This window comes from Synechococcus sp. MIT S9451, assembly GCF_047304725.1.
Classification (GTDB): Bacteria; Cyanobacteriota; Cyanobacteriia; order PCC-6307; family Cyanobiaceae; genus Synechococcus_C.
Genome location: NZ_CP138971.1, coordinates 1,153,740 through 1,169,833, shown reverse-complemented (window position 1 = coordinate 1,169,833; position 16,094 = coordinate 1,153,740). Strand labels below are relative to the sequence as shown.

Sequence of the window (16,094 nt, the reverse complement as noted above, 5' to 3'; positions counted from 1 at the left end):
CGCCATGGATCCTCGCTTCCGGGTCGACTTGATCGCCGCCACACCCAACCCTCAGCAGTGTGTGTATGCCGGCATGCATCAGGACTACAGCGAAGGCTTCGTGGCCGGGGATCGAGACCAGTGGCCGGATGAACGCCGTGCTGGCGAAGTTTGTGTGAAACGGCTCCTCGCTGGGGAACGTGGCCATTACGGCCCACTCGAACATGCCCAGATCGTGCTGAACGTGGGCTGGTTTCCCCATTCAGTGATGCAGCAGGCCCGCACCCACCGGGTAGGCGTGAGTTTCGACGTTCAATCCATGCGCTACACCGGCGATCGAATCTGCCGTGCAGCCAACGGTGAACTGGACCTCGAGGAAGTGTTCTACCTACGCCCCTTAGGCACCTACAGCGATCGGCAAGGCAAGAAATATGCCTACAGCGAGGAGCAACGAGCACAGGACCTCCAACTCTGTCGCCAGGGAGCTGAGCGCTATCGCGACCTGCTGCAGGGCGGATTTGCCGAGGAGCATGCCCGTGGAATCCTTCCCTTCGACTACCGCCAGCACTTTGTTGTGAGCTTCAGTCTTCGGGCTTTCCTTCACTTCATGGATCTGAGAGCCAAGCTCGATGCCCAGCAAGAAATCCGTGAGTTGTGCGATCTGATGTGGCCGCACTTGCAGCAATGGGCTCCGGAGTTCGCGGCCTGGTACGAAAAAACCCGATTACACAAGGCCAGACTGGCTCCCTGAAGGGGAGAGCCTTCAGACCTTTGCCAACGTCACCCTCTCAGGCTGGTGCTGATACTTGCCCTGCCGATCGCTGTAGGTGGTGTCGCAGGGGTCGCCTTCAAAGAACAACAGCTGACAGATGCCTTCGTTGGCATAGATGCGGCAATCCGCTCCGGAGCTATTGCTGAATTCCAGGGTGAGATGCCCCTCCCAACTGGCTTCAGCAGGAGTGGTATTCACGATGATGCCGAGCCGCGCATAGGTGCTCTTGCCAAGGCAAATCACCGTGATATTCGGCGGCACCTTCATCTTCTCGAGGGCAACACCAAGCCCATAGGAATGAGCCGGAAGGATGAAATAGGCGCCGTCTTCGTCGTGATGAAGCTCAGTCGGTTCAAGATTGGCTGGGTTGAACCGCTTGGGGTTCATCACCGTGCCAGGCACATGCTTAAAGATCAGAAATTCCTGGGGCGAGAGACGAAGGTCATAGCCATAGGAGGAACAGCCAAAACTGAGCACAGGGCTCTTCCGCTGTTCAGGGTCGAGATGGCGCACCAACCCTGACTGAAACGGCTCAAGCATGCCGCCAGAAGCCTGCTCGGTGATCCAGCGATCGTTCTTGAGCATTAGAAACCTCGACGCAATTCGGTGACCTGATCGGCCATGTCCATCAGGGAGTCTGGAATGGATGGGCCCGTCACGATCACATCCATAGAGCCAGGCCGCTGGTCGAGCGTGCTGCGAACCTCCTGTTCATCCAGGTAACCCAAAGCAACAGCAAGACCCAACTCATCCAGCACCAGATGATCCAGATCGCCTGCGAGCAGATGCTGCCGACACTCAACCCATAGGGCCTCCACAGCGGCCCTGACATCCGGGCTCTGATCGGCAGCGGGATCGGCCAGGCAGCAGGCCAAATCAGGGCGAAGCCACTGCAGCCGACCACAGAGGGTGAGGCGACGCTCCGGACCCTGGGCCACACCACCCTTCAGAAACTGCACCACCATGACGCGACTGCCGAGCCCAGCTGAGCGAAGCGCCTGACTGAGAACAGTGGCAAAACTGCCGCGATAAGGAGCGGTGTGGACTTGCAGCTCCCCTTCTGGTGAAACCAGATGCAAGGGTGGCCGCGGCGCGGGCAAAGGCAGCGGATGAAGCCCTGCACGCTCCAGAGTCCGATGATCCGCCAATCGGGAATCACCGGGACGATGGCTAGTGCTGAGGCTCGCTGTCATCAAGTTCTCGCGCGTCCGGGAGTATCCCGCTGAATTCAAACCTAGCGCCGCCGGCCAGGTTTACAAGCACTCTGACACTATCCCTGGTGTAAAGGTCCGCAGCGTCCCTCTCGCCCTGCCCGCACAAGACGCAGGTAGCGAGCTGGCCACCTGCCAGGCTCAAGCCACCCCCCTCTCCCCAGGCTCTGGCCATGACAGCTCCTACCAGCCATGGCGGCAACACCGAGCGTGCCGATGGCCGCACAGCCGCTGATCTGCGCCCGTTCTCAATCAGTTGGGATCCGATGGGCTTTGCCCTCAGTTCGCTGATTGTCCACACCGGAGAGACCGCCGTGCTTTGCAGCATCTGCCACCAGGAGGGCGTACCCCGCTGGCGAAAAGGTGAGGGAAAAGGCTGGTTGAGCGCGGAATACCGCCTGTTGCCAGGGTCTACCCCTGAACGCCAGAAGCGAGAGCTGATGAAACTCTCGGGCCGCACCCAGGAGATTCAGCGCCTGATCGGTCGCAGCTTGCGCGCCTGCATCGACATGGAAGCGCTTGGGGAAAACACGCTGCTGATCGATTGCGACGTGATTCAGGCTGATGCCGGAACCCGTACCGCATCGATCACAGGGGCCTGGGTCGCCCTCCAACATGCCTGCAACAAACTTCTGGAGACAGGGCTGGTGCAGCGACAGCCCATCACCCAACAAGTGGCCGCCGTTTCCGTCGGCCTTCTCGCAGGAAACGGTCTTCTCGACCTCGACTACAGCGAAGACTGCCGAGCGGATGTGGACATGAACGTGGTGATGGCTAGCAGCGGCAATCTGTTAGAGATTCAAGGCACAGCGGAAGGTGCGTCCTTCAGCCGGCAACAGCTCAATCAGCTGCTCGACCTTGCCGAACCGGGCCTGACCCAATTGATGGCAGCACAACGACTGGCGCTGAACGAGCGCTGAATTCCGTACCTGTTGCTACACGAGTCGACAAAGTTCATCCTTAACTTCTGGAGATCAGCAGTGTCTTCATGCCTGGAGTCATGCACGGTTTCAGCCGTACCGTCTCTCCACTTACAGGGCCGGTGAACCTCGCCAACGCCTCCGAGCAGAAGCCACGCACTTTGATGGACGTGATCCGTGGCCTTGATGGCGCCTCCACGGAAATGGTTGAGCGGGGCAAAACAATTTTCTTCCCGGGCGATCCTGCCGAACGTGTTTATCTGATCCGCCGAGGTGCAGTACGCCTCTCTCGGGTCTATGAGTCCGGCGAAGAGATCACGGTGGCACTGCTAAGGGAAAACAGCCTGTTTGGCGTCCTCTCCCTGCTGACTGGCCATCGCTCCGACCGGTTTTATCACTCAGTCGCCTTCACCAGGGTGGAAATGATCACCGCTCCAGCCGGGTCAGTACGCCAGGCGATCGAAGCCGACTCTGGCGTCGGCCTGCTGCTACTGCAGGGGCTTTCGAGCCGCATCCTGCAAACGGAGACCATGATCGAGACATTGACCCATCGGGACATGTCCTCCCGCCTGGTCAGCTTCTTGCTCGTTCTCTGCCGTGATTTTGGTGTTCCCAGCGATCGTGGTATCACCATCGACCTACGCCTATCTCATCAGGCGATCGCCGAAGCCATTGGCTCCACACGGGTAACGATCACACGGTTGCTGGGCGATCTGCGCAATTCAGGACTGGTTGAGATCGACCGCAAAAAGATCACAGTGCTCGATCCAATCGCCCTAGCGAAGAAATTCAGCTAGGGATTCAAAGGGTGAGAATGACTGTCGGTTGGCAAGGTCACCCCCCAACCACTAAGGAACGTTGACCGGCTGGCTGCTGATTCTCACTCTGCTCGTACTTGGTGGCGTACTCGCCACCCTGGGCGATCGTCTTGGCTCACGTGTCGGCAAAGCACGTCTGAGCCTGCTGGGTCTGAGGCCGCGCAGCACTGCCGTTGTGATCACAGTGTTGACCGGCAGCCTGATCTCCGCACTGTCACTGGGATTGATGCTGCTGGTCAGCAGACAGCTGCGCGTAGGACTGTTCGAACTGAATGCATTACAGGAGAAATTACGCTCAAGTCGCAAGGAACTGGAGCGCAGTCGTGATGCGCAGGCTGGAGCAACCAGGGAAGTGAAACAAGCCCAGGCGGAACGACAACGGGCCCGTCAAGAACTCGCCACCGCCCAGGCCAAAGCTGATGCGCTGAGAAAAACTCTGGTGCCCCTGCAACAGCAGCGGCAGAGACTGGAGGCCGAGCGTCAGCGCCTCAGTCGCGATGTGCAGGCTCGTGATGCCGAAATCCAACGCACAGAACAAGAACTGAACGATGTGCGCGAGCGCATCAACAAAGGGGAAGCAGAACTGCGGGAACTCGAGAAACAACGCCTTGCGCTGCGGCTTGGCAATGTGGTTCTCAGCAGCGGCCAGCCACTGGCCACCGCAACCCTTCGCCTCGACAATCCTGGACAGGCGAAGCAAGTGATCGATCAGCTGCTAAGAGAAGCCAATCAACAGGCCTATCAAAGAGTGCTGCCTGGCGAGAGTCCTGATCGCCAGATCCTTCTTGTTCCCCGCAACGACATTGAAGGCGTGGAATCCACCATCAAAAAACCGGGCACCTGGGTGGTGAACATTCGCTCGGCAGCCAATGTGCTTTTGGGCGAGAAAGTTGTTTACGCCTTCCCTGAGGTGCGGCCCAACACCACTGTGGTCGAACGAGATGCAGTGCTCGCCCGCACGGCCTTGGAGCGATCCGAAACCGACGCTGAAGCGATTCGCAACCGCCTCAACCTGCTGCTCGCATCGGCTCTGGCCGAAGCCCAGCGGCGAGGATCGCTCGTGCAGGGCCTGCAGTTCGACGCAAACGCCCTCAATCAGCTCGGCAGCACACTGCTCAGTCGTGCCCCCTCAAGGGTCGAACTTCGCGTGCTGGCATTGCGTCGCAGCGACACTGCAGATCCTGTGATGGTGACCATTGAACCGATGGGAGAGATCCCCCAGCCCAGAAGCAATGACCGCCGCTAATCCGTGTAGCGGTCTTGTCGTCGCCATCGACCCTGGTCGAAGCAAATGCGGCCTAGTTCTGGCCGATTGCACCAGAGGACATGTCCTCGATGCTCTCGTCATGGCAACGGAGCAGACCGTTGAGCAGCTCAATCAATGGCACCAACGCATGCACCTCTCCTCTCTGGTGCTTGGCAACGGAACATCCAGCAGCGGCTTGGATCAGCAGCTGCAGCATCTGGCCCCCATCGTGCGGGTGAATGAGGCCGGTACAACCCTCAGAGCAAGGGATCGGTACTGGCAGATCTGGCCAGCTCGAGGATGGAGGCGATTGCTGCCGCATGGCCTGCGTCTTCCACCATGCGAACTGGATGCCATTGCAGCCCTTGTTCTCCTGGAGGATCACCTTGGCCAGCAGCTCGAGTGGCCAAGACCACCATCAAGAGGGCCTGGCTTCAGAAACGTGACCGAACGGTGAAGGTGTAATCACCTCCTGCTTCAAGGTGGTAGTCAGCCTTCACCAAAAAGCGCAGCAACGCGTCCTGAATCAAGGCCCTTCCAAGCGAGGGTTCAACCGTCAGTTCTCCACGATCGAAAGACCAGCAGAACTGCCAGGAGAATCCTCCGGCACTCACCTCTCCCTCCAGGCACTTCTCCTGAAAGCTCTGACGCAGAACTCTCAGATGAGCATTCGTCACAGGAAGTGGCGTCATCCCTGCTCCTCCGTTGCGAGCTGCAAGCCATTGAGATGATTGCCAGCGCGATCGAGCCCCTGCTTCTGAATCAGAACGAGACCACGCAAGACCTCTTCAAGCACCTCGTCAAGCAGGGTCTGTTCCGCCTGATGAAAGCTGCCAAGAACGTGAGATACGGTGCGGGCCCGCCGCTCCTCCGCCGAGCGACCGGGAGCTCCGATACCGATCCGAAGGCGAGCAAAATCCTGAGTGCCGAGATGCTGAATCGTGCTTTTCAAACCGTTGTGGCCTCCAGCACTGCCCTTGGCACGCAGGCGCAATCGTCCCAGAGGTAGATCCATGTCATCCACGAGGACAAGCACCTGATCGACAGAGAGATCAAACCAATCGAGAGCTGCACGAATCGATCGTCCGCTCTCATTCATGTAGGTCTGAGGCATGAGTAGCCGCAGTCGGTTACTGCCTAACCCCACCTCCGCCAACTCCCCCTGGAGCTTGGTCATGGTGCGGAAGCGTACGTTCTCGCGCTGAGCCCAGGTCTCCAGAGCCATGAAACCAACGTTGTGCCGCGTGCCGGCATAACGCTTCCCCGGATTTCCGAGCCCCACCACTAAGCGGAGATCACCGCTTTGCATCACCCCTCTGACGACGGTGGCAAGGAGGACTGAACCACATCAGCGCCGTCCTCACTGGACTGGGACTGAGACAATCCGGTGTCGCCAGACGACTCTGAAGCATCCGAGGCTGTGACCTCAGGCTCAGCCATGGCTTTGTTGATCTCGCGTTCAAATTCCTTGGACGCTGACTGGAATCCCTTGAGCGTTTTACCAAGGGTGCGACCCAGCTCGGGAAGGCGTTTTGGCCCAAACACAAGCAGGGCCACAGCACCAATCACGGCCATCTCAGGAAGGCCGACCCCGAAAACGTTCATGAATCAGCTTCAGCCGAGGCCGTTCCAGTTGACGTTGATGCCCTCAAGAATCAGGGACTTGTTGTACAGCTGCAAGATCACGAGCAGGAACACAAGGAAAAGGGACATAAAAATGCCCATCACCGGTGTCGTTCCCCAGCCCGGCACCACCTTGCCGTACTCGGAGTTCAGGGGACGGAGGAGATCTCCCAGACGAGTGCGTTGAGCCATGGCAGCGCTTGGGTCTCGGGTGAGGTTAAGTCTCGGTACTGTAAAGGTCATGGCCCTGATTCAGGCCGAACCTGTCGAGAGATGTGATGGAAACCTCTTCACCAGCCCTATCCGTTGCCATTGGCGTACTGGCTGTCTTGCTCGGCCTGACCGGGTTCGGGGTTTACACCGCCTTCGGACCACCGTCCAAAAAACTGGACGATCCCTTTGATGATCACGAAGACTGATTCACCGGCTCAACGGTCTCGTCGTCAGGCGAAAGCTCCAGTTCCACCAGTTCGCCTGGCCTGAGAGTGATCGAGGCAGCCGGCTCCTCGTGCCGTCGCATCACAGTCCAGCCTTGCGGGTACCAGGTTTGGCGTCGGGCGCCAGGGTTGTGCACTCTGATCGTCAATCTGGAAGGGTCGCCCTCCGCTCGATCGAGTGGAGTGAGGACGGCCACAGGCACCAGCCCGACTGGGAGCGACGGCAACAAGACAGTCGGATCGGCCAATGATGAGGGCCGACACCAGCCGGGTTCGCGAAAAGCGATCGCCGCCTGAGGGATGCCATCCCTGCACCAGCCTGCAGGCGTTGGCATCAGTGCCACGCGCTGGCGATGCCAGCCACGGTCCGCACCAGGGTCAGGCCAGGTCGGACCTCGAAGCAGTGAGACACCCAAACGCCCCGGCTCGGCATCCACCCCCTGAGGGCCATCGAGGAGCAGCGCCAAGCCACCTCCTGGGGCCGCAGCCTCACTTGCACACCATGAAATCACTGGCACTTCCCATCGCACCCGCTCTCGAGGTGTGCAAGGCCTGGCTGGGCGTTCGATCACTCCGCCACTGGTGTCCGCCGCCCAGCGCACAGCGGACTGCGCCAAGGGGATCTCCAGCCTGAGCAACTCATGGGTCTGCTTCCAGTGCACACTGCAGGTGAGCTCCAGCCAGGGGCTGTCCGCCCTGAGCTGACAATCAAGCCGAATCCGACTGTGACCGGCACGAGCACGCACGAGCACCCGTGCCACCAGGGGGCCCGCCTCAACCAGCTGAAACGAGGCCGATTCCCACTCCACAGGCAACGGATGATCGCGGTAATCGGCTGCAAGATCCCAGGCATCCCAGAACTCGCCCTGATCTCGAAAACGTCGCAACGCGATTGGCCCCAGCAACTGCGGCACTCCTGCACCATCCCAAAGCTGATGCACTCCTTGCGCACCGAGTTCCGCAGACAAGCGGCCGTTGGTCAGCCGAAAGCCTCCGGTCGAGATGGATTCGACCTGCACAGCTCCCCGCACAACCCCCTGAGGGGCATCGACTTTGAATCGACATTCCAATGGCAACGCCGCCACCCCCTGGAGCACCGGCAGCTGCACCCATGTACCGCCAGACACCGCAGGCTGAATGGGCAATGGCTGCCCCATGGCAGCCCATCCTGCATGCGGCAACCGCAGCACCGGAGACCACCGTGCCAAGGGCTGAAGGCCCACCCATGCCCAGCCCTTGCCATCCACGCCACCATCCCCCAGAAGCTGGGCGAGATGTTGATCACGCTGTGCTGAAGCCTGGCGGCGATCCTGGCGCCACAGCGATTCGGCCTGGTCGAACACCTCCGGGATGGAGGTTCCAGGAAGGATGTCATGGAACTGCTGGAACAGCAGCGTGCGCCAATCCGCCGAGGCAGCTGGTCGAGCCGCACTGCGGCGACGAAGCAGCGCCGCCGTCAGATCCACCTCCCGCAGCAGACGCTCCAAGCTTCGGTTGTGGCGTTTCTGATCCGGTCGACTGGTTGAACATCCCCGATGAAGATCGAGATAGAGCTCATCACGCCAAACCGGCAAAGTCGCCGCCATCGGCTCCAGCTCCGCCAAAAAGTCGCGAACCGTGGAGGCAGACCGATGCGTCACCTGGGGGTGGCCATCCCATAGCTCCATCTGCTCGAGCATTTCCACAGTGGGGCCGCCGCCGTGATCTCCCACGCCTGGTGTCCAAAGCGCATGATTCAGCCCTGTGGCAGCGCCAAAGGCTCGATGTTCAGCCTGGATCGCAGCCGGATCGGCGTCAGTGCCGATCGGCGGCAGCATCAAGGCGAGTAGCTCAGCGCCACCGCGGCTACGCCAACGGAACAGACGATGGGGGAAGGGCTCACTGGCATTCCAGGCGAGCTTATGGGTGCAGAACCAGCGCACTCCCTCCGCCACGGCCACCGCCGGCACACCCGCTGCGAAGCCAAAGCTGTCGGGTAACCACGCCAGTTGATGCCGCCATTCAGGGAAGGCCCGACGGCTGTATCTCTGTCCGAGACAGAACTGTTGCCACAGAGATGCCGTGCTGACAAGCACGCAATCAGTCTCCACCCAAGGGCCGTTGATGGGTTCCCAACGCCCAGCAATGCTGGCCGCACGAATCCGTGCCCACAACGCCGGCCGAAAGCGCTCCATCCATTGATAGAGAGCGGGTGTGGAATGGGCAAAGCGCAATTCCGGGAAGCGCTCCATCAAATCAAGCGCCGAACGGAAGGTCCGTTCCGCCGCTTGCCAGGTATCCGCGACTGGCCAGAGCCAGGCCAGGTCAAGGTGTGCATGGCCAATCCAATGCAGCACTCCTGCAGGGGCAGGAGTGTTGAGAAGCACAGCCGCAACGGCCTCAGACGCCTGGGAGGACAGAGGATCCAGCTCCAACAATGCCTCAGGCAAGTCCGCAAGGGACGGGAGCGCCAAATCCAGCGCTTCGGGCAGAAGCAGCTGCGCTGCGTCATGAGCAGGCCGCAGCGGTTCACGCACCACCTGACTGGTGATCAGCGCGCCGTCGTCATGACAGGGACTGCGCAATTCCAGCAGGATCTCAAGCGGCGTCCCCTGACGCCAGGACGAGGGGAGCGGCCAGCGGCAGCGCGTATCAAACAGGTCTCCCTCGTGCACCAGCACCCCATCCACCCAAAGGCGCACCTGATCAGCCCACCAACTGAGCACCAAACGTTCGCGGCACTGCTCACCAGTGCGCCAGGCCTGCGGACAGATCAATTGAAGCGTGAGCCGGCGCCAGAGGCCTCCCCTAGGCCAGATCAACAAACCACGTTTAACCCAGTCAGGGCGGTGCATTTGACCCCACGGGTCATCAAGGGCAGGACCCCGGCCTGGATCCTCCATTCGACGCCACTGCGGCAGCAGATCCAGACGCGAGCGACTGCGAAACGTTTCAATCCACTCCGATCGCCGGGCCTGGAGACGGTTCTGCATCGTGTCTAGCAAACATTGCCCCATAAGATGATGACGCTGTCCCAGACGCCGGTCGGTCTCCATGCTTGCCCTCAAGATTTCCGTGTACTCGGTCGTCTTCTTCTTCCTTGGGATCTTCGTGTTTGGCTTCTTGGCTAGCGATCCCAGCCGCACACCTAGCCGCAAGGATCTCGAAGACTGACTCTGGCTGATCTGATCCAGGCTGTCGGTCACGCGCAGCACTGGTCAGCACCAGAGCATTCCAGCGATCTCACCATGGCAAGATCAGCGGCCTCAGGAGAGATCGCTTGCCAGGTCGATTCGCCCAGCCCCAACGCCATCAACTGATTGCGATCGGGTCACTTGGGCTGTCTGCGGCTCTGGCACTCACGAGCGGCGAGAAGGCTCTGGCCCAAAGCGAAGACATTCGTAGGCCATCAACCACTGGCCAGGTCAGTCAGTCAGCAGCGTCGCAGACGCCGCCCCTTGAGATTCAGCTCAGAGCAGATCAGCAGCGGTTCGACGGCGAACGTGACCTGTTTGTGGCCGAGGGCAACGTCAGTGCCCAAATCAATGGTGGACTGCTTCAGGCTGACAGAATTGAATTCGATTCAAATTTCAGTACCTTCGCGGCACAAGGCCGTGTGCGCTACCGCAGGGGTGCTCAATATTTCCAGGCCAGCACGCTTCGCTTCAGCCTGATTCAGAACGAAGGCATCCTTGAGGACGTCTATGGCGTTCTCGATCTCGACAGCGCCGCAATCGACCTCAATCCCACGAGCCCATCGGCACAAGGTGCTGCCGTTCGTTCCATCCGACCACTGCCAGTGTTGGAGAGCTCGGGGCTGGGATTTCCAACAGCGTTGCAGATCGAGCTGTCCGGCAGGACCGCTGAACGGATCAGCCCGCAAGGGGATACTGGTGAGTTCTGGACGCAGGAGCTTCCTGGCTCTGGGGACTGGGTCGTTCCAGGGCCGGTGCATGCCGAATCTGCCACCCATCTGGGCATGGCCTGTCCACCTGTTCTCCCCCCGATTCCTCAATGGCATCCCCATCCCTGGGCTGCCACTGCCTGGGGTGGCCAAAGCATCGACTCCAACTTTGGCGACACCTTTCTCTTCAATGGACGCATGCGTCCGGAATATCTGCTCGGTGTAACCCTGCAGAAACGAATCTGGAAAGCGGGCCCCCTAGCGATCGAACTCGAGGGCAATCTCTTCGGCCATCAGGCCTATCAACAGCCAGGAGGTGAATTTAATCAAGCGGTTCCCTATGCGGACACACCAGGGCAACAGTTCGGTGAAGGCATTCTCGGCATTGGGGCCAGACTTTGGCTCCAGCCTTGGCTGAGCTTCGGAGTGGTGGAAGGCGTCAGCTACTTCACAGCAGCCAGTAACTATGAACGCACCTACCGCGAAAACTACGCGCAGCTGCTCAACTATCTCGGCTTTGAGCTCGAGGCCGCAGTCTCGAAACAGCTCTCACTGGTAGGACGCATTCACCACCGATCAGGCGCCTTCGGCACCTACAGCGGTGTGCGAGAAGGCAGCAATGCCTACCTCATCGGTGCGCGTTACCGCTGGGGGCGAGATCGCGCTGCTGCAGCACAAAGCGAGGTGCCACCACCACTGGGTTGTCCAGACCCAGACCGCGCAAACCGCAGGCCCTCTCAAACCCTCAACCAGGAGCTCGAGGCCATCACACTGGATGGTGCGGGTACGCGGGTCACTGCAGGACACTCCTCTACCCAGCCGGAGCCCATCGCACAGACCCGATACTCCAGCCTCTCGCCATCGGAGCAAGAAGCGCTTCGTGCCAGCGCCATTGCCGCAATTGACCAACGAATCAGCAGCATCCAGATCCAACAATCCCTCACGATCGAACGGCGTCTCGGTGTCCCCGGCGGAGGCCAGAGGAAGCAGCAGACCCGCGAGCAAACCATCGAGGAAGAAAACGATTACGGCGGCATGAAACCCACCCAACTGAAACAGCTCGGACGCACGCAGCTGGTGACAGGTGAAATCAGCCGCTGGCGGATCCAGGCCAGCAAGATCCGCCTCACACCGGAAGGCTGGACCGCTGACCGCATGGGCTTCACCAACGATCCCTTCACCCCTGCCCAGACCCGCATTGACGCCGAAGATGTGGTCGCCAGACAGGAGCCCAACGGCGACATCCTGATCAAGGCGCGCCGGAACAGGCTGATCGTGGAAGAGCGGCTACCCATCAACGTCAGCCGCACCCAACGCATCCAGAAGCAAGAAGAAGTGGATAACCGCTGGGTGGTGGGGATTGACAACGATGACCGCGATGGCTTCTTCATCGGCCGCAACCTCAAGCCGATCAAACTCAGCAATGACTACCAATTGGATCTGCAACCGCAGCTTCTGGTGCAGCGGGCAATCGATGGTCAGACCGACAGTTACGTGGCTCCTGGCAGTGCAGTCGACAGCGGCAAAGTGGAGCAAGCGATCACGGCAGGCGATGCCTTTGGCCTTGAAGCCGAGCTCTCGGGTCAGCTGTGGGGATGGCAAACATCCTTGAACGCCGACATCAGCAGCTTGAATCCCTCCAACTTCGCGAATGCAAGCCGCTACTGGGGAGAACTGAAAAACCGCTTCAACCTGCCTGTCGTTGGCAACTTAAAGACACGCATGTTTGGCGCTTACCGCTACCGCACATGGAATGGATCCCTTGGCCAAACCGACGTGTATTCAGCCTTTGGCGGATTCGCTGAACAGAAAGGGGACTGGAACTGGGGCCAACTCACCAACACGTTCCTCTGGCGCATGGGCGTCGGCAACTATCAGGCGGAAACGTTTGAGAGCGAAAACCTTGCGGATCTGTGGCGCGCCAATATCTATGCCTCCCTCAACAGCAGCTATCCACTCTGGCGAGGTCAACCTGCAGCGCTCACACCTGAAGCGGCCTATCGCTACTCGCCAGTCGCCATCGTCCCTGGCCTCACGCTCAACAGCTATGTCAACACCCTGCTAGCGGCGTACGGCAACGGCACGCAACAGAACACCCTCTCGCTGAGTGGTGGCCCCACCCTGACCCTGGGGACCTTCAGCAAGCCATTCCTGGATTACACCCAGGTGTCGGTGATCGGTGGCGGCACCCTCAAACAGGGATCCAGTCCGTTTGATTTCGATCAGGCGGTCGACCTCGGCACGATTGGCATGGGTGTCACCCAGCAACTGGCCGGTCCCTTGATCATCAACGCCGGCCTGGCCCTAAACGTCAACCCGAATTCGGCGTACTACGGCAACGTGATCAACTCCAACCTTGAGCTGCGCTGGCAGCGGCGTTCCTACGACTTCGGTTTCTACTACAACCCTTATGAAGGGATCGGCGGCTTCCGATTCCGCCTGCATGACTTCAACTTCACGGGAACCGGGGTGCCCTTTGTTCCCTACACACCGACGAACCTGAACAACCCCGACAAGGGCCTGTTCTGATCAAGGCTCCATTCTCAGCCGCTCAATCAGGTCCACCGCCATAAATCAAGTGGCTACCGGTGAGGTCCGAGCCGGCGTACTGCATGCCATCGGTTTTCACTCCAGGGGCATAGGCATTGATCACCACCGCCTCCCGGAGATCAGCGCGACGCAGATCCGCTCCAGTGAGTTCAGCATTGCTGAGAACGGCCCTTTGCAGATTGGCACCATCCAAACGAGCCCCACTGAGGTCCGCTCCCTCCAGATTTGCACCTTCAAGGCGGGCACCACGCAGATCAGCATCACGAAGATCCACTCCAATCAAATGGGCACCGCCCAAATCCACCCCTCGCAGATCACACCCACGACAGTCACCTGTGGACTGAAGACGCACCACCGGATCGACCTTGATCGGAATCGGCTCCGCCGCCCGCAACGGGACAACCGTGCCAAGACTCAAAGCGAGCAACCCAGTCAGGGAATAAAAGGTGGGGAACAGTGGAAAGCCCATCAGCCGGATGCCTCTTCTTCATTCATAGACACTGAGGCAAGTGTCCGCAGCCCAGCTGACTTAAAAGCCGTTCAGATACGGGAGCGCAGCCATGGTTTGCTTCAGCTCAGCATCGCGGGCCACCAACTGAGAGGTGGCATCCCAGCGACCGCTCAGCAACATCTCGAGCGCTCCAGACTCAAAGCCAACAGCCCACTCTCCAGCCGCTTCACTGCGGCACTGACAGGTCTGCAGATCCAGGCTCCAAGATGCCGTGGCATCTGCTGAAACTGCTGCCTGCAGCTGCTTGATCTGATCAGAGCTCGCCGTAGCGCAAGGAATGCCAAGAGCCAGGCAGTTGCCGTGGAAGATCTCAGCAAAACTCACACCCACGAGCGCACGAATACCCCAGCGCATCAAGGCTTGAGGGGCATGCTCCCGGCTCGAACCACAACCGAAATTCCCATTGACCACAAGGATCGATGCTCCGACATGAGCTGCCTGATCAAAGGGATGGTCCCCAGCAAGCTCCTGACGATCATCAGCGAAGGCCTGGGAGCCAAGGGCATCAAAACTGACGCATTTGAGGAAACGGGCCGGAATGATCCGATCGGTATCGATGTCATCGCCACGCAGGGCAAAGGCCCGTCCATTGACGCTGGTGATCGTTCCCTGGGGGAAAGGGCCGGACTGGGTCATGGCTGACGTGGAAGAACAAAGAAGAAACGAACAACAGAAACGCAGCGCGGATGCATTCAGCCGTCGGCAGGAGCAAGGTTGCGCACATCGGTGACCGCACCATGGATGGCTGCTGCCGCAACCATGGCCGGGCTCATCAGCAGGGTGCGGCCAGTGGCTGATCCTTGTCGGCCTTTGAAGTTGCGGTTACTGGAACTGGCACTGATCTGACGACCTTCCAGCCGATCGGGATTCATGGCCAGGCACATCGAACATCCCGGCTCCCGCCAATCAAATCCGGCGGCGCGAAACACCTGATCAAGCCCCTCAGCTTCCGCCGCACGGGCCACCTGTTCCGAACCCGGCACCACAAAGGCCTTGATACCATCTGCGACTTGGCGACCACGAGCCACATCGGCAGCTGCCTGGAGATCGCTTAAGCGGCCATTGGTGCAACTGCCAATAAAACAGACATCCACGGGGACTCCAGCGATCGCAGACCCCGGGGCCAGATCCATATAGCGGTAGGCCTCCTCGGCAATCGGCCGATCTGCTGGATCCATTTGCTCGGTGGTGGGCACCGTCTCATCCACACCGATGCCCTGGCCTGGCGTGATACCCCAGGTCACGATCGGAGCGATCGCTGCGGCATCAAACCGCACCTCATCATCAAAGCGGGCATCAGCATCGGAAGCCAAAGAGCGCCACCACTGAACCGCCCGATCCCAAGCTTCACCCTCAGGTGCCTCCGGCCGACCAGCGAGGTAGTCGAAGGTGACTTGATCAGGGTTGACGTACCCGCATCGAGCGCCACCCTCGATGGCCATATTGCAGAGGGTCATGCGCTCTTCCATCGACAAAGCCTCGATCGCAGGCCCGGCGAACTCATACGCATGGCCCACCCCAGCCTTAACGCCGAGAGTGCGAATCACGTGCAAGATCAGATCCTTGGCAAACACCCCAGGGCTGAGCCTGTTTTCGAACCAAAGACGGCGCACCTTCAGCTTGTTCATCGCCAAGCTCTGGCTGGCCAACACATCACGCACCTGACTGGTGCCAATCCCGAAAGCGATGGCACCGAAGGCGCCATGGGTGGATGTATGTGAGTCACCGCAGGCGACCGTCATCCCAGGCTGGGTGAGGCCCAGTTCCGGGGCGATCACATGCACAATCCCTTGGCGGCCGCTACCCAGCCCATACAGGGTGATGCCATGGCGAGCGCAGTTGCGCTCCAGGGTGCTGAGCATCTCTTCCGCCAGGGAATCGGCGAACGGCCTTGCCTGACTCGTCGTGGGCACAATGTGATCCACCGTGGCCACGGTGCGCTCCGGACAACGCACGGGAAGGCCCTTGTCGTCCAGAGCCGCAAACGCCTGGGGGCTGGTGACCTCATGGATTAGGTGCAATCCGATCAGCAGCTGGGTGGGCCCACCAGGGAGATCCGCAACGCTGTGCAGATCCCAGACCTTGTCGTAAAGCGTGCCGCTGCTCATTCCGGCCAAGTGATCAGCCGCTCACCCTAAGCCGCA

The 16,094-nt window shown here is 60.0% G+C and carries 18 protein-coding genes; 8 read left to right on the top strand and 10 right to left on the bottom strand.

Annotated elements, in window-relative coordinates; all coding sequences use genetic code 11:
* Positions 1 to 4: 4 nt before the first annotated feature.
* The gene (gene thyX, locus SIB72_RS05800) at positions 5 to 730 is read left to right on the top strand and encodes an FAD-dependent thymidylate synthase (protein WP_115119990.1); all 726 of its coding nucleotides are present in this window, start codon (positions 5 to 7) and stop codon (positions 728 to 730) included.
* 12 nt (positions 731 to 742) lie between these two features.
* Here thyX and dcd read toward each other — a convergent pair whose 3' ends face one another.
* The gene (dcd, locus tag SIB72_RS05795) at positions 743 to 1,336 is read right to left on the bottom strand and encodes a dCTP deaminase (RefSeq protein ID WP_115119988.1); all 594 of its coding nucleotides are present in this window, start codon (positions 1,334 to 1,336) and stop codon (positions 743 to 745) included.
* Positions 1,336 to 1,944 (bottom strand): cob(I)yrinic acid a,c-diamide adenosyltransferase, encoded by a 609-nt coding sequence (locus tag SIB72_RS05790; RefSeq protein ID WP_115119986.1) that lies wholly within the window; start codon positions 1,942 to 1,944, stop codon positions 1,336 to 1,338. The genes dcd and SIB72_RS05790 overlap by 1 nt, the downstream gene beginning before the upstream one ends.
* 191 nt (positions 1,945 to 2,135) lie before the next feature.
* On the opposite strand from SIB72_RS05790, the gene rph reads away from it, so the two are divergent.
* The 4 genes from rph to SIB72_RS05770 all read left to right on the top strand — a co-directional run bounded on the left by rph (position 2,136) and on the right by SIB72_RS05770 (position 5,403).
* Positions 2,136 to 2,882, top strand: coding sequence for a ribonuclease PH (rph, locus tag SIB72_RS05785; RefSeq protein WP_413744931.1), 747 nt, complete (start codon positions 2,136 to 2,138; stop codon positions 2,880 to 2,882).
* Positions 2,883 to 2,950: 68 nt separating this feature from the next.
* A complete protein-coding gene (ntcA, locus tag SIB72_RS05780; protein ID WP_115015822.1) occupies positions 2,951 to 3,679 on the top strand; it encodes a global nitrogen regulator NtcA in 729 nt (242 codons plus the stop codon).
* A 61-nt stretch (positions 3,680 to 3,740) separates the two neighbouring features.
* The gene (locus SIB72_RS05775; RefSeq protein WP_115119980.1) at positions 3,741 to 4,946 is read left to right on the top strand and encodes a DUF3084 domain-containing protein; all 1,206 of its coding nucleotides are present in this window, start codon (positions 3,741 to 3,743) and stop codon (positions 4,944 to 4,946) included.
* Between the two features lie 100 nt (positions 4,947 to 5,046).
* Positions 5,047 to 5,403, top strand: a complete 357-nt coding sequence (locus SIB72_RS05770; protein ID WP_413744930.1) for a resolvase — start codon at positions 5,047 to 5,049, stop codon at positions 5,401 to 5,403.
* Here the strand turns inward: SIB72_RS05770 and SIB72_RS05765 are convergent.
* The 4 genes from SIB72_RS05765 to psbH are packed head-to-tail and all read right to left on the bottom strand — an operon-like array spanning position 5,381 to position 6,761.
* Positions 5,381 to 5,638: a DUF3146 family protein gene (locus SIB72_RS05765; RefSeq protein ID WP_115015815.1), complete on the bottom strand. Its 258-nt coding sequence runs from the start codon at positions 5,636 to 5,638 to the stop codon at positions 5,381 to 5,383. The genes SIB72_RS05770 and SIB72_RS05765 overlap by 23 nt on opposite strands.
* On the bottom strand, positions 5,635 to 6,255 hold the full coding sequence (pth, locus tag SIB72_RS05760) for an aminoacyl-tRNA hydrolase (RefSeq protein ID WP_115015813.1): 621 nt from the start codon (positions 6,253 to 6,255) through the stop codon (positions 5,635 to 5,637). Before pth ends, SIB72_RS05765 begins: the two co-directional genes overlap by 4 nt.
* Complete coding sequence (locus SIB72_RS05755) at positions 6,255 to 6,551, bottom strand: TatA/E family twin arginine-targeting protein translocase (protein ID WP_413744929.1); 297 nt, start codon at positions 6,549 to 6,551, stop codon at positions 6,255 to 6,257. The genes pth and SIB72_RS05755 overlap by 1 nt, the downstream gene beginning before the upstream one ends.
* Positions 6,552 to 6,560: 9 nt before the next feature.
* A complete protein-coding gene (gene psbH / locus SIB72_RS05750) occupies positions 6,561 to 6,761 on the bottom strand; it encodes a photosystem II reaction center phosphoprotein PsbH (RefSeq protein ID WP_115015809.1) in 201 nt (66 codons plus the stop codon).
* An 86-nt stretch (positions 6,762 to 6,847) separates the two neighbouring features.
* Here psbH and psbN point away from each other — a divergent pair, with 86 nt between their 5' ends.
* Positions 6,848 to 6,988, top strand: a complete 141-nt coding sequence (gene psbN, locus SIB72_RS05745; protein WP_115015806.1) for a photosystem II reaction center protein PsbN — start codon at positions 6,848 to 6,850, stop codon at positions 6,986 to 6,988.
* On the opposite strand, the gene SIB72_RS05740 is transcribed toward psbN, so the two are convergent.
* Positions 6,976 to 9,978 carry an alpha-mannosidase gene (locus SIB72_RS05740; protein ID WP_413744928.1) on the bottom strand — a complete coding sequence of 1,001 codons (3,003 nt, stop codon included), beginning with the start codon at positions 9,976 to 9,978 and terminating at the stop codon, positions 6,976 to 6,978. The two genes, psbN and SIB72_RS05740, sit on opposite strands and share 13 nt — an antisense overlap.
* Positions 9,979 to 10,039: 61 nt before the next feature.
* Here SIB72_RS05740 and SIB72_RS05735 point away from each other — a divergent pair, with 61 nt between their 5' ends.
* Both SIB72_RS05735 and SIB72_RS05730 read left to right on the top strand, forming a co-directional pair.
* A complete protein-coding gene (locus SIB72_RS05735) occupies positions 10,040 to 10,159 on the top strand; it encodes a photosystem II reaction center protein I (protein ID WP_006042333.1) in 120 nt (39 codons plus the stop codon).
* Between the two features lie 205 nt (positions 10,160 to 10,364).
* The gene (locus tag SIB72_RS05730) at positions 10,365 to 13,418 is read left to right on the top strand and encodes a DUF3769 domain-containing protein (RefSeq protein ID WP_413745056.1); all 3,054 of its coding nucleotides are present in this window, start codon (positions 10,365 to 10,367) and stop codon (positions 13,416 to 13,418) included.
* Positions 13,419 to 13,440: 22 nt separating this feature from the next.
* Here the strand turns inward: SIB72_RS05730 and SIB72_RS05725 are convergent, their stop codons facing one another.
* Genes SIB72_RS05725 through leuC form a run of 3 tightly spaced genes read right to left on the bottom strand, consistent with a single transcriptional unit; the run spans position 13,441 to position 16,058 of the window.
* Positions 13,441 to 13,908 carry a pentapeptide repeat-containing protein gene (locus tag SIB72_RS05725; protein WP_413744927.1) on the bottom strand — a complete coding sequence of 156 codons (468 nt, stop codon included), beginning with the start codon at positions 13,906 to 13,908 and terminating at the stop codon, positions 13,441 to 13,443.
* A gap of 60 nt (positions 13,909 to 13,968) precedes the next feature.
* On the bottom strand, positions 13,969 to 14,586 hold the full coding sequence (locus tag SIB72_RS05720; protein ID WP_413744926.1) for a 3-isopropylmalate dehydratase small subunit: 618 nt from the start codon (positions 14,584 to 14,586) through the stop codon (positions 13,969 to 13,971).
* A gap of 56 nt (positions 14,587 to 14,642) precedes the next feature.
* Positions 14,643 to 16,058 (bottom strand): 3-isopropylmalate dehydratase large subunit, encoded by a 1,416-nt coding sequence (leuC, locus tag SIB72_RS05715; RefSeq protein WP_413744925.1) that lies wholly within the window; start codon positions 16,056 to 16,058, stop codon positions 14,643 to 14,645.
* Positions 16,059 to 16,094 lie beyond the last annotated feature (36 nt).